The sequence below is a fragment of the Flagellimonas sp. genome (assembly GCF_965601775.1).
GTDB lineage: Bacteria > Bacteroidota > Bacteroidia > Flavobacteriales > Flavobacteriaceae > Flagellimonas.
Map to the genome: position 1 here is coordinate 2,706,845 of NZ_OZ271837.1, position 14,036 is coordinate 2,720,880.

General features: G+C 40.6%; 11 protein-coding genes. 4 read left to right on the forward strand and 7 right to left on the reverse strand.

Translation table 11 applies throughout. From position 1 onward, the window contains the following. Window positions 1-36: 36 nt before the first annotated feature. Together ACSLUF_RS12540 and ACSLUF_RS12545 are read right to left on the reverse strand one after the other, a co-directional pair. Window positions 37-1,659, reverse strand: a complete 1,623-nt coding sequence (locus ACSLUF_RS12540; protein ID WP_435623127.1) for an amidohydrolase — start codon at window positions 1,657-1,659, stop codon at window positions 37-39. Between the two features lie 48 nt (window positions 1,660-1,707). Next, window positions 1,708-2,715, reverse strand: a complete 1,008-nt coding sequence (locus ACSLUF_RS12545) for an OmpA family protein (protein WP_435623128.1) — start codon at window positions 2,713-2,715, stop codon at window positions 1,708-1,710. A gap of 250 nt (window positions 2,716-2,965) precedes the next feature. Between ACSLUF_RS12545 and ACSLUF_RS12550 the strand changes: the two genes are divergently transcribed. Then, the gene (locus ACSLUF_RS12550) at window positions 2,966-3,289 is read left to right on the forward strand and encodes a carboxypeptidase-like regulatory domain-containing protein (protein ID WP_435623129.1); all 324 of its coding nucleotides are present in this window, start codon (window positions 2,966-2,968) and stop codon (window positions 3,287-3,289) included. A gap of 1 nt (window position 3,290) precedes the next feature. Here ACSLUF_RS12550 and ACSLUF_RS12555 read toward each other — a convergent pair whose 3' ends face one another. From ACSLUF_RS12555 to ACSLUF_RS12570, 4 genes are all read right to left on the reverse strand, one after another. Next, window positions 3,291-4,382: an OmpA family protein gene (locus ACSLUF_RS12555; protein ID WP_435623130.1), complete on the reverse strand. Its 1,092-nt coding sequence runs from the start codon at window positions 4,380-4,382 to the stop codon at window positions 3,291-3,293. 170 nt (window positions 4,383-4,552) lie between these two features. Beyond that, window positions 4,553-5,134 carry an SRPBCC family protein gene (locus ACSLUF_RS12560; RefSeq protein ID WP_435623131.1) on the reverse strand — a complete coding sequence of 194 codons (582 nt, stop codon included), beginning with the start codon at window positions 5,132-5,134 and terminating at the stop codon, window positions 4,553-4,555. A gap of 197 nt (window positions 5,135-5,331) precedes the next feature. Then, window positions 5,332-7,083: a TonB-dependent receptor gene (locus ACSLUF_RS12565; protein WP_435623132.1), complete on the reverse strand. Its 1,752-nt coding sequence runs from the start codon at window positions 7,081-7,083 to the stop codon at window positions 5,332-5,334. 10 nt (window positions 7,084-7,093) lie between these two features. After that, window positions 7,094-10,114, reverse strand: coding sequence for a tetratricopeptide repeat protein (locus ACSLUF_RS12570; protein WP_435623133.1), 3,021 nt, complete (start codon window positions 10,112-10,114; stop codon window positions 7,094-7,096). Window positions 10,115-10,262: 148 nt separating this feature from the next. On the opposite strand from ACSLUF_RS12570, the gene ACSLUF_RS12575 reads away from it, so the two are divergent. The 3 genes from ACSLUF_RS12575 to ppgK all read left to right on the forward strand — a co-directional run bounded on the left by ACSLUF_RS12575 (window position 10,263) and on the right by ppgK (window position 12,211). Continuing rightward, window positions 10,263-10,946, forward strand: a complete 684-nt coding sequence (locus ACSLUF_RS12575; protein ID WP_435623134.1) for a cell division ATP-binding protein FtsE — start codon at window positions 10,263-10,265, stop codon at window positions 10,944-10,946. A gap of 2 nt (window positions 10,947-10,948) precedes the next feature. Continuing rightward, complete coding sequence (locus ACSLUF_RS12580) at window positions 10,949-11,365, forward strand: hypothetical protein (RefSeq protein WP_435623135.1); 417 nt, start codon at window positions 10,949-10,951, stop codon at window positions 11,363-11,365. An 87-nt stretch (window positions 11,366-11,452) separates the two neighbouring features. Continuing rightward, window positions 11,453-12,211 carry a polyphosphate--glucose phosphotransferase gene (ppgK, locus tag ACSLUF_RS12585; protein ID WP_435623136.1) on the forward strand — a complete coding sequence of 253 codons (759 nt, stop codon included), beginning with the start codon at window positions 11,453-11,455 and terminating at the stop codon, window positions 12,209-12,211. Here ppgK and typA read toward each other — a convergent pair. Continuing rightward, the gene (gene typA / locus ACSLUF_RS12590) at window positions 12,208-14,007 is read right to left on the reverse strand and encodes a translational GTPase TypA (protein ID WP_435623137.1); all 1,800 of its coding nucleotides are present in this window, start codon (window positions 14,005-14,007) and stop codon (window positions 12,208-12,210) included. The genes ppgK and typA overlap by 4 nt on opposite strands. Window positions 14,008-14,036: the final 29 nt, after the last annotated feature.

The following is a 14,036-nucleotide window of genomic DNA, read 5'->3' on the forward strand; positions in this document are numbered from 1 at the left end:
CGAAAAAGTAAAAAGCGAGCTAAAAGCTCGCTTTTTTTATTTCAACTGTTTCCCGTCGATGAACACTTTTTCGGCTTTTATCGCTGGAATGTTTTGTTCAGGAACTGTCATAATATCTTGGTTTAAGATGACGAAGTCCGCCATTTTTCCTACCTCAATACTTCCCTTTTCATATTCTTCAAAATTGGAATGCGCTGCCCAAATGGTCATTCCTTTCAGAGTCTCCTCTCTTGAAAGTGCGCCCTCCATCTGAAAACCACCTTCAGGGTAATTATCTAAGTCTTTTCTAGCAACAGAAGCATAAAAAGTAAGGAATGGGCTTACTTGTTCCACTGGGAAGTCAGTCCCAAGAGCTACGGTTCCAGATTTTTCCAATAATTTTTTAAAAGCATATGCCCCTTTAACCCGGTGAGGACCTAACCTATCCTCGGCCCAATACATATCGCTGGTAGCATGGGTCGGTTGCACTGATGGAATGATTCCACTTTCGAAATAATCAAAATCCTTTTCTGCAACTACCTGGGCATGTTCTACTTTCCAACGTCTATCTTCTTTCCCATCCAATACTTTTTGATACGTTTTTAAAATCACCACATTGGCAGAATCTCCTATGGCATGGGTATTCATTTGGTAATCCGTTGCAGCAATACGTTCCGCCAAAGCCTCTATCTGGTCAACGGGCGTTATCATTGCCCCAAAATGACCCTCTTTATCAGAATAGGGTGCTTTTAAAGCTGCACCACGGGAACCCAAAGCGCCATCTCCGTAAACTTTTATGGAACGAACATTTAGTCTATCCGTTTTGACAATACCCTTGTTCAAATAATGATCTAAATTTTCGGGAGTATTACTTACCATAGCGTAAATCCTGATGGATAGGTCTCCTGCCTGTTGTAGACTGTCGATAAGCTCTATGGTAGACCGATGTAATCCGGCGTCATTTACTGTGGTAAGCCCATAATCCAAACAGAGTTTTTCTGCTTCCTGTAAGGCTTGGATTTGTGATGCACGATCCGGCTGCGGCATAACGGCATCTACCATACCCATCGGGGCATCCACAAGAACTCCTATGATTTGACCGTTTTCCTTTACAATTTCACCTCCCTCTACCTGAGTTGACCCATCTATACCGGCCATTGTAAGGGCTTTGTGGTTGACCAAATAAGCATGACCATCCACTCGTTCCAAAACCACAGGAATGTCGGGAAACATCTTGTTCAATGGTTCGTTGATGGGAAATTCCTTGACAGCCCAGTCATTCTGGTCCCAGCCTCGGCCTAGAACTACATTAGACGGATTTTTTTCGTGAAAGTCGGCAACCCGTTGCAACACCTCATCATAGCTTTCGGTTCCTACCAAATCCACAACCTGTTGATTTAGACCCAAACCATAGAAATGACAGTGTGCATCAATCAATCCAGGTACAATGGTTTTGCCTTCAGCGTCTATTTCTTGTTTTGCGACGAATTTCTCTGTGATGTCATTATTTTGCGAGATGGCGACGAACTTTCCATCCTTAACGGCAAGAGAACTGGCTTTCGAAAAATCGCCATCAACCGTATAAATATTGGCATTGTAAACCAGAAGGTCTACCTCTTCCTTCGGGTTACATGCGACAAAAAGTAGAGAAACTAAGAGAATGCCAATAGACTGCTTCATATTTCAAGGGTTTCCCCAAAAATAGAAAAAGTCTAGAAAGGCGATTTTCTAATGGTTGTTGACCTTGGTCATTACAAATTCAACTCTCCCGTCTTCAAAATCGTTGGATTTCAACTTACCGTTACGAAGCGGTTTGGTATCCCCTACACCTTCCCAAACAATACGGTCTTCGGCAATACCCAATTTTTTTAGGTGCAAGGCAACCGCCCTAGCGCGTAATGAGGAAATGAATTTATTGTATTCCTTGGTTCCGATATTGTCGGCATGGCCCGTAATTTTCATTTGAACCTCAGCATTGTCCTTAAGATATTTGAAAATCTTTTGGACACTAGCCAAAGCTTTGGCGTCCAATTCATACCCTTTAGGTTCGAATGGATTTTGTTCCATCACGTAAATCTTGTCCTTCTCGTAGTTTACCCGTGGTAATTCCTCTAACTTGAAATTATCGATATAGTAATAGGAGAAATCTCCGGAATACGCGACATCATCCCGATTAATGAGCTGTGTATTTCCATTGTTTTGGAAATTTCCCAATAGAATGTGATTCTCAAATCCTTTTGCATCGAATTCAGCAGAAAGCGTAACCCATTCATCCGTTTCGGTCATGGAATTATCCGCTGTCAACTGTACTTCTTGGAATCGCACATCGTTTTGTAGGTCCAATCGGGAATGGGTCAAAACGGAACTATTAGGGACTTTTACCTTTTTGTTTACCAAAATAACGGACATCGTCTTTAATGCCTGCTTGGAATATTCCGCTAAACTTACCTGAAATGATATCTTATAGGGGTGTTTTTCACGAAGGGTTCGTGTTGTATTCAATTGAACATACTCGCGATAATCATTTAATGCATAAAAATAGAGTCCGATATAGGCAGAACCTTCAGCTGCTTTTTGGCTTCCCTTAAAATTGGAAGGAACTCCAAACTCTTCATTTGCACATTGATTGAAATAATCCCCAGAACTGGAAGTTGGCAAAGACACATCTTCAATCAACACATCCATTGAGGTAATGTGCATTGGGCAATTGGTATAATTTTCGAATCCTGAATTCATAACCAAATTCTGGGCGAAAATCGAACTACAAAAAAATAGACTGAAACAAAAAAGAGAGAGTATTTTAGTGACCATATAACAAACTTTATTTATGATAGGTCCCCGTTAATACAATTAACGCGCATCAGAATTCTATATTGCGGTTTGCTGCTGTTTTGAACGATTTATGTTGTCAAACCCAGTATCCTTGTCTGTGAAGTGATACTAAAACCGTTTTTTCAGCGTTAGTAATAGTCCAAATCTTACTGTGATGCGCAAAGTAACCTTTACGCTACTACTTTTTGCTATTCCCATTTTTGGCATTAGCCAGAACGTTGTGACCGGGAAAATAATTGATGAATTGGGTCTGCCCATTTATCTTGCTATGGTTGAAATCAACTCAACCGACAACAAGGTCTACACAAATTTTGATGGTGTCTTTACCATTGAAAGCGAAAAGGAATTTCACTGGAAAATAAATATCAGTTCCAAAGGATATAAAACTGAATCTTTCTTTGTTTTAAGCGGAGGAAGTGCAGGAGAAATTGTATTGGAATACAACGAGGAGATGAGAAGGCTTTTAGAAGGAAAATAAATTAATTATCATCCTCAAATTTCGTCATCACAAACTCAACCCTTCGGTTTTTCTTTCTAGCCTTATCCGTTAGCGTGCTATCCAAAGGTTTTTTGTTTCCATACCCCTTATAAGAGATTCGATTTTTGTCCAAACCAAGTCTCACCAGATAATTGGCCACGGTATTGGCGCGTTGTTTAGAAAGCACTTCATTATATTCTTCAGAACCTAAATGGTCGGTATGGCCGCTTATATCTACTTTCAGGTTCGGATGTTTCACCAAATAGGAGTAAACTTCCCTTAAATTGTATTTGGCTTTTGGTAGAAGCTCAAACCTATCGAAGTCAAAATTCACATGCTCCAACACATAGCGCTGGTTGGGCTTGTATTCAGGACCCAAATATTCCAAAACCACATTATCTACGTAGTAATACGAATAGCCCTCGGGTTTGGCAGGGTTTTGTCGAAAATCGAGGTATGTGGTACCACCGTTACTTTTAAAGTTCCCCAAAATCAGATTTTTCTCGAATCCTTTGGCCACAATATCAAGGCTTACCCGCATCCAATTTTGTTTGTCCTCATAAAATCCTTCGTTCGAAAATGATTTCGCATGGGTCGTTTTCACACTTTGGGAGGATAGCATGGCATTCGACAGTTGTCGTTTGGTATGAACAGAAAGTGGTTTTTCTGAAAAAACTGCACCCATATCCATAACCGCGCCATCTGATTTTTCAGAAAGACTCAACGAAAGGCTTAGTCGATATCGATGTCCTTTTTGTAAAGTTTCCGTAAGTAATACCTGAATATATTCTCGATAATCCTTGGGGGCAAATAAGTACAATCCTATATAACCATCTCCTTCCAAGGTTTTCTGCTTTCCCTTAAAATTCATGGGAATACCCAGCTTGGTTTTGCTGCATACGTTAAAATAATCGGTTGTACCTAAGGTAGGAGCATTCCAATATTCCGTGTCCTTGTTGAGATTACTCATTTTGACAGGACATTCCACAAAATCCTCAAACCCTCCATTATGGACCAAGTTCTGTACTTTCTGGGCATAAAACCCAACAGAAAAAAGGCTGAAGAACACTATTTGTAAGAACTGTAATCGCATGATTTCAGGTTCAGATTTGGGTCTCTGGACTTACAAATCATTGACATCCAGAGTGTATCATAACGATTTTCTTCGCTATTTATTGCGTTTTTACTTACAAACCAAGGGTCTAAAATAAACAAGGCCCCTAAAACTAGAGGCCCTCTTAAAATCGATTAATTGAATGAAAATCAGGAGTATAGTTTTTTGATTTTCCTGAAATTTTCTTTTGTCACCTTTTCCCCGGTCTTGGCATGGTGTTCAATGGAAATAAAATAATCTCGAATCAATTTTCTGAAATTACCCTTTGCAATTGCACCCATAAAGGCAGGTTTGGTCCGATATTGCATTTCAAAGGTTATTTTACTTTTCCCTCCAGCCAAGGGCTCAACTTTATAAATAGCCTTGGTATACTCAGGGTCTACCGGAAATCTGCCTGATTGATACACGGTATTTACAAAGGTCATTTCATCTGGATTATAATCGACCATTTTCTCTTTAAGGAATTTTGTCCCTTTTTCATTAAAGTTACATACCCGCTCGGCGCCTTCCCCAGCTTTCAATGTTCCGTTGATGTAATTGGAAGAAATAATCTTAGGATGGGAATAAGCAATTGCGCCATAATCCTCTCCAACAATCGCCCATACTTTCTCTGCCGGTAAATCGATTACTTTGGACTCAACAAATTTTTGAACTTTCTTTTGTGCATTGCCTACGTTGGTTGTGGCTACAACCATAAAAATCACTGAACTCATTGCTAACAAACTTTTCATTTTTGAACGTTTTTTAAATACTCCACCAAAGTTCTATTAAAACCAAGGGTTGCACTTGTTCCTTTTGTTCAATTAGTTGCCGATGGAGTTCAATTTATATACCATTGGACAAAAAGCTTTCGAAAAGCTGAAAAACAATTTCGGTATTTTTGGAATACAGTTAAGGTATTTGTTGATACGGTTCAAAAACCGACTTCTTATAAATCAAATTTGTACGATACCCCAGCCAACGCCTGGAAACCTTGCACCCTAAAGTTGGCCCAGCGCTGATAATCGTTATTGGCAATATTGGAAGCTTTTACAAAAATGGAGAGTTGCTCATTGAACCGATATCCGGCATGTGCATTTACATCGAAAAAACCATCCAGTGTTAGTATTACGTCAGACGGAACGGGAGGAAGTGGCCCCGCAAGAACTTGTCTATCCAAATCTTCGCGCTCCCCTACGTAAAACAGATTGGCTCCAAAAAACCACTGTTCCGAAATTTGATAATCCATAAATAGGGAACCTTTGATTGAGGGCAGATTCCAAGCAGGATTGTCGGTTTCAGTGTCGTAATCATAGAATTCGGCATTGATTCCCAGCGAAAAATTGCGATTTACATCAACATTGAGCTCCCCAAAAATGCCCAAGGTTTTGATATCGTCATAAAAGACTTGAAACGAATTCCCCAAAAAATAACCTTCCTCATCACTCCTTGAAAGGTTTTCAGGGTTCAACAAAAAGAGTGGTCTTCGATTTTCAGCCGTATATGAACCTTTAATATTGTATCCCACACTGGGCAACAATTGACCCTTTAATCCCAAATACCCCTCATATTGCTGGTCCGTAGGTTGAATTTCCAGAGTAGGTGAAACATAAGGGTTATCCTGAACGAAATCATAGTAGGAGTTTTGTCTCAATTCGCCTTCAATCCCTCCGTAGGCGATGACCGTTTCATCCACTACACGATACGAAGCAGTTACCGCTGGGTAAATAAAGAAGTTACTATCTGAGTTCTCCGTGTCTAAACCGTATACTATGTTAGCACCCAGATTCAGGGTCAAATCATCCCGAAGAATCAACAGACTTGGATTTACTCCAACCTGAAAATGACTATAATCAATACCCGAATCATTTGTTGCCAGATTCAAAGAAGCATTTTCAAAACTTCCACTTACATAGTCAAACTTGGTTTTAATGGTTACCAATTCCTGGGTAATAGGCAATTCAATTGTTGGTTCCAGCACTACCCTATTTTCTCCTGAGTCCGTGGCATCCCAAAATCTTCGTAGCAAAGCTGTCCCATTTTTAAAGAAAGAATCCTCTAAACTTAAATTCCCTTTGACTTGCGCATTGAAATAGTTTTGGGTTTCATCCAAGGGAATTAGTAGGGATTCGTCAAACTCTCCAAGTTCAACCCCATACCAATTGTATAACTGATGTTGAAGGCCCAATCCTAGGTCCCAATCTATGTCCCGGTCTTTCTTTGCATAGGAAACATCCAGTTTTGTATTGTAGAAATCGGCATCCAAGGGGGTTGATTCTATATCACCTCGAGATGAATTATGACTTAATCCAAAATCGAGCAAATTCTCTCCTCGGTTAAACTCCCGACTCGTATATAAATCGACCAAAGCATTATTGAAATTTCCCAGACCTATGGAAGCGTAAGAATTGTACAAGGTTGGTGGAGGTGTCTTCTTAACCCGGGAAGCCCTGCCCTTGGCTGGGGTAAAGGTGGAAGCCACCGGAACAGAGAAAATACTGTAGTTAATTTTTTTCTTTTGAAGGACAATGGAATCATCCAAAGTGGGATTCGATTTTAACTTAAAGGCATCTGAAACAGTGGGGGAATAGGGTTTTACCACAGTTACCGTTTCAGTGCCTATGTCATTGGTTTCTTGGGCCAAAACAGTACCCAAAAGGCTCAAAAAAAATATGGAAATTATAGTGGTTCTCTTTCGCATCGTATTTTGATTAATTGCCATTGGAGTCTACAGAGGAATTTCTTTGGGACTCTCTCGATTTAATAATCGATAATTCCCCTTGCGCCTCAGCGACTAAATCATCATATTCCGAAAAATTGGAAATCACACTCTCCAAAATATAGGTGGCCTGGAAGGCATCATCCAACGCATAAAAATTCTTCGCCATTATGACTAGTCCCTTACCCGCCCATTCTTTGTAAGCAGCATAATCCTTCGCCAATTTTTGTACTGAAGTATTGGATGCTTCAAAATTCTGTGCTTTGTTTTTAAAATAGGCATCATAGTACCAGGCTTCCGCTGCCAGCTCTCCAGTTGCAATTTTCTTTACCTCGGTAAAGGCCGTTTCAGCTAAATTTTCATCTCCCGTTTCTATGGCCGAACGGGCAATCATGATTTGGGCATCACTTTTAATGCGGTTATCAATTTTGGGAGCATTCAACACCTTTTCAGCATAGGAAATCGTTAAATCATAGTTTTTCCTTCCATAATACCCTTTCATCAAGTTGGATTGGGCGAAAGTCCTGTTTTGTGCTATTTCCGCAGTTTGTTCCAATTGTTCCAAATAAGGAATCGCCTTATTGTAGTCCTCCCTGGCAACATAGACCTCGCAAACCCGGGTCAATGCCTGTTCCTGATATTCACCTCCTGTCTCTGCCACTTTTTGGAAGAAGGGAAGAGCTCGCTCCTTGTCGCCTTTGGAAAAATAGATTTGGGCAATATTGAAATTCACTTGCAATGCATTCACTCCGTTGGGAAACTCCCGAATGTAGTCTTCAAATCCTTTGAGTGCAGCATTGATTTTTCCTTCGGCATATTTTCGGTCTGCTGCCTCAAAACTTGCATTTTCCAATTCGGAATCTGTGACTTCTACAAAATCCAGATTTCTAGCCCAAGCGGCATACTCGCTCACCCTACCCTCATCAATATATACTAGCTTTGCAGTTGCTACCGCCTGTTTTGCTTCTGAAGTTTTGGGATATTTTGCAACTACACTTTTCAACTTGGATAGGGCCTCATTGTTGCGGTTCGCATTGTAGTGGACCAAACCCTGACGCAAAAGTGCCCTGGGTGCAAACTTGCTTCTGCTGTATTCATCAACCAATCTATCATACGTCTGAAGTCCTTGAGCTTCTTGTCCCGCTTTCACATACGAATTGCCCAGCTCAAAAAGGGCGTCATCCCTTAATGACGATTTGGGGTTTAAGCGTAGAAAGGTACTCAGCCCTTCTATTTTGGCTGACCCATTGCCTAAAAAACCATCACAAAGGGCTTTTTGAAAAGAGGCATAATCTCTTTCCGGACCATTCAATTTTGACCCTGAATCATAGGCCTTTTTGGCCAAACGATATCTACTGGTTACAAAGTAACTGTCCCCTAACCGGAGATAGCTATCAGCTTTTTGGGCTTCTTCGATGGTTTGGGATTCGGTTGTACGTGAAAACAAACCAACCGCTTTGTTGTAGTCCTTTAATTTAAAGTGACAATATCCCAAATTGTAATCTAGAGATTCATATTCAGGTAAAGATTTTGCAGCCGGTAATCCTTGAAATCTTGCAAATCCAGAAAGCGCATCTTCATATTTATTCAAGCGATAGTCAGATTCCGCTTTCCAGTATTCGGCTCTAGCCTCAAAATTTGAATTCTCAGGATTTTTCAATGATTTGGAAAAACGCTCAACCGCACTTTCATAGTCCCCGTCCAGAAAAAGTTCAACCCCTCGATAAAAGGATACTTTCTGATAGGTTTCCTTACTTGCATAATTCTGATTTTCCTCTAAAAGGGTCATGGCCCCCTCAAAATTCTTGGATGTGATATAGGAATCCACCAACAATTCCTGAATTTCTTGCTGATGCTCATCTTTGGGATAGGCATCCAAATACGTCTTCAAGACTTGAGGAACGGGCTCATAGGGATTCCCTATTTCGTAGCTCAATCTACCATAGTTCAAAAGGGCATCTTTTCTGATATCCGCATTGAACTCCATCTCCGAAGCATTTTTGAATGCATTCAGAGCCTCGGTTTTTTGGTCCAGGTTTAAGTAGCACTCCGCTAAGTGGTAATACGCATTTTGAGAAACGTTGTTGGTTCCTCCTATAATCTTATTGAATTGTTTAATGGCATTTTCGTAATCGCCTTGCTTGTAAAAACTATACCCTATCAAATAATAATCGGTGTTGCTAAAGCGACCTCGCTTTCCGCGGTATTTTTGCAAATAGGGAATGGCTTCATCATATTGCTCTAGATTGAAATAGCTTTCCCCAATGATTTTATTGAGTTCAGAAACTTCCCTCCTATCCGACTTGGCCAACTGTTTTTTGGCCATGGCAATCGCCTCTTCAAAATTTCCCAACTTGAAATTAAGATCAGCCTGGTAATACGAAAGCTTTTCATTCAGCAACTCAGGGTCGGTGATTTGATCAAAACGAGCGCTGGCTTCATCATAATCATCTTGTTCATAGGCGATATACCCCAAATAATATTTTGCTTGAGACCCATATTTTGGAGAATTACTTACTCGACTCAGGTACCTTTCGGCTTCCTTTGGTCTTTTTGAAGCATATAGTGAATACCCATTATTGAAATTGAATCGTTCTTTGTCTTTTGTTGACATTGTAGAAACATCAACTTTCTTGTACCACTTCAGGGCATAGGGGTACTTCCCAGTCTCAAAATAGTAATCGGCTACATCTAAAAAAGCGGAATTCCGTTTTGTGGAAGTAGGATATCTTTCCACAAACTCTTCCATCATTTTATCCGCCCCTCGTTGATTTAGACGGATTGCAGCATTGGCAGAATAATATGCACTATTGGCTTCGGTTTCACCATCTTTGGTAGTCGATTTGACTTGCTCAAAAATAGATTGCGCAGCCTGATACTGCTGATTATTGTATAGGTTAAGGGCATCTTGATAGGCCTTATCCTCATGATAAAAAACTTTGGTTTCCTGTGCGGTAGTAGTATAAAGCACACCCAACAATATGGGTAGAAAAAAGAGGTTTTTTCGATACATAGTGTTCTACGCTGTTTCTCGATTGACTGTTACCATAACGTCAAAATCCGCGCCAAAGTATATCATCCTATTTTTGAAAATCAATTTCATCCTTCCCAACATGATAAAATTTTAGAACTTAGTACCTTTAGTTTTTTAAAGCTCCAATATGTCGGAAACTATTGTTCAATTAGAGGGTGTTGCTGTTTTTCAGAGAGAAAACTTAATTCTGAATCAAATCAATCTAGAGGTCAAGAAGGGCGAGTTTGTATATGTTATTGGAAAAACTGGGAGTGGTAAAAGTAGTTTTATGAAAACCCTGTATGCCGATATACCACTGAAACAGGGTAAGGGCAAAATAGTCGATTTTGACCTTAAGACGATGCAAGAAAAGGATATTCCCTTCCTTCGAAGAAAATTGGGCATTGTTTTCCAAGATTTCAAGCTTTTACCAGATAGGAACATCAACAACAACCTGAAATTCGTGCTCAAAGCGACCGGTTGGACGGACCCCAGTAAAATGGAAAACAAAATAGAGGAGGTTTTGGAAAAGGTGGGCATGAAAACCAAAGGGTTCAAATTTCCCCACGAACTTTCTGGAGGGGAGCAACAGCGTGTAGCCATCGCTAGAGCGCTATTGAACGACCCAGAACTAATTCTTGCAGATGAACCTACAGGAAATCTGGACCCTCAAACTAGTGTCGAAGTGATGAAGGTGCTACAGGAAATCAATGAAAGTGGGCGAACCATTATCATGGCAACTCACGATTATGCCCTTATTCTAAAATACCCACACAAGACTTTAAAATGTGATGGAAGTAAAATTTTTGAAGTCATACAAAAAGCCATTTAGCCATGATTTTAAAGCAACAAGAGTGTAAACGTGACAAAAAAGTAAACCCGTTTATCGGAATTCTTCTTTTTCTCATTTCCATTGTTCTAATGGCGCTCACCGGACCTTTAGGATTGATATATGGTTTTTTTAGGCAATTGTTCACAAGTGGTTTTAAAGGTGTAGGAGAATTTGCTCTGGAATTGGCAATTTCCATTGATCAACTGGGTAATGTACTTATGCAGCATTTATTCAACACCCTCTGGATTACCAGAACAGGTTACCGATTTGGCAACCGGGATGAAACCATTTCCAGTGCCCTTGGAAAAAACAAACAATTGGGTACCCTTACCGGGTTTGGTAGGGCAATTGATAAAATACTCGATTTTATCGACCCCAACCATTCATTAAATTCAATTGATTATCATATTGAACCTTAAATCACTGTCCGAAAACACCTTGTCGGATATTCTTTCAACTTTTAAAGATTTTTGTTTCTTTGCCGTATTCAAAAACAAAACCATTCCATGGAAATTTTAGGCATCGATATTGGAGGCACCGGCATAAAGGGAGCCTTGGTCAATGTGGAGACCGGTGAAATGATTACAGAACGGCATCGGATTCCCACGCCTTCTTCAAGAAAACCAGAAGAAATGGCTGAAGTGGTTGCACAAATCGTTGAGCACTTTAGTTATAAAGGTCCTGTTGGATGTGGTTTCCCCAGCATTGTCAAACAAGGAGTTTGTAAATCCGAGGGTAATCTGCACAAAAGTTGGGTCGGTGTTAATATTGATGAGCTTTTCACCAAAGTATCGGGACAGCCTTTCACGGTTTTGAATGACGCCGATGCCGCAGGTTATGCTTCCATGAATTATGGAGTTGGAAAAGGTCGAGACGGTTTGGTGATTATGGTTACTATTGGAACAGGCCTGGGAAGTGGGGTGTTTTACAATGGGGTACTGCTCCCGAATTTTGAACTGGGTCAAATTCCCTATAAAAAGTATAAGAAAATTGAAACTTGGGCCGCTGCGTCTGCTAAAGAAAGAGAAAATCTTTCCTTTGAAAAATGGGGTAGGCGTTTCAACAAATTCCTGAAATTGGTAGAAGTAATTACTGCTCCTGACTTAATTATTGTTGGAGGAGGTACTTCCAAAAAATGGAGGGAGTTTCAACACTTTATCGATATCGATACTGAAGTAGTCAAGGCCGAATTGATGAACAACGCCGGTATTATCGGCGCGGCGGTGTCCTGTCTACGCGAACATCACCACGGGCACGTGGTTTAACCCATTTTGTTCCGCTTTCTATCGACCTCCTTCAAGAAAATCTTACGAAGACGAAGGTGATTCGGGGTAACCTCAACGTATTCATCCTTTTGGATGTATTCCAAGGCTTCTTCCAACGAGAATTTAATGGCAGGAACAATTTTGGCCTTATCATCGGCTCCGGCAGAACGAACATTCGATAGTTTCTTGGTCTTGGTAACGTTAATGGTCATATCATCCCCTCTAGAATTCTCACCAATTACCTGACCTTCATAAATATCCTCTCCCGGGTCAATAAAGAACTTACCTCTTTCTTGCAGTTTGTCAATAGAATATGGAATGGCGGTACCGTTTTCCATAGAAACCAAAGAACCGTTGATTCTTTGGGCGATTTCGCCTTTTAAAGGTTGGTATTCCAAGAACCGGTGTGCCATAATAGCTTCTCCTGCGGTGGCGGTCAACAACTGGTTACGAAGTCCAATAATTCCTCGAGACGGAATAATAAACTCACATAGCATTCGGGAACCTTTGGCTTCCATGCTGGTCATTTCTCCTTTTCTGATGGAGACCATTTCCACGGCCTTCCCTGAAACTTCTTCAGGTAAATCAATGGTGAGGTGTTCAACAGGTTCACATTTTACCCCATCAATTTCCTTGATGATAACTTGAGGCTGTCCTATTTGAAGTTCGTATCCCTCGCGTCTCATGGTCTCAATCAATACGGAAAGGTGCAAGACTCCTCTTCCGAAAACCATAAACTTATCCGCACTATCGGTCTCCTCAACACGAAGTGCTAAATTTTTCTCCAACTCTTTTTCTAGGCGTTCTTTGATATGCCTTGAGGTAACAAACTTCCCATCTTTTCCAAAAAATGGGCTGTCATTTATAGTGAAGAGCATGCTCATAGTAGGCTCATCGATAGCAATGGTTTTCAACTTTTCAGGATTCTCAAAATCGGCAACAGTGTCCCCAATTTCAAAGCCTTCCATACCCACAATGGCACAGATATCTCCAGCGACTACTTTTTGCACTTTTTGTCTTCCCAATCCTTCAAAGGTGAATAATTCCTTCACTTTGGTTTTGATAATCGACCCATCCCGCTTAACCAAGGATATTTGCTGTCCTTCCTGTAGGGTGCCTCGTTGGAGACGACCAATCGCAATACGACCGGTAAAGGATGAAAAATCCAAGGAGGTAATCAGCATTTGAGTTGAGCCTTCTTCTGGCTTGAACTCAGGAATGTGCTCAATAACCATATCCAAAAGCGGTTCAATGGAATCTGTTGGCTTTTGCCAATCTTCGCTCATCCAATTTTGTTTCGCTGAACCGTAAACTGTAGGGAAATCCAATTGCCATTCTTCGGCTCCCAGTTCAAACATCAAATCGAAGACCTTTTCATGAACTTCTTCCGGAGTACAATTCTCTTTATCCACTTTATTGATGACCACACAAGGCTTCAATCCTAAATCAATAGCCTTTTGCAATACAAATCGAGTTTGTGGCATTGGACCCTCAAAAGCATCCACCAACAACAAAACCCCATCGGCCATATTTAATACACGTTCCACTTCACCTCCGAAATCGGCGTGACCCGGAGTATCAATTATATTGATTTTGGTATCCTTGTACACCACGGAAACATTTTTGGAAACGATGGTAATCCCACGTTCACGTTCCAAATCGTTGTTATCCAAAATAAGGTCTCCCTTGTTCTCATTATCCCTAAAAAGGCGACAATGGTACATAATCTTGTCAACCAAAGTAGTTTTACCATGATCTACGTGGGCAATGATGGCGATATTCTTGATTTTGGACATATTTCCGGTTTTAAGGCCGCAAAGGTACT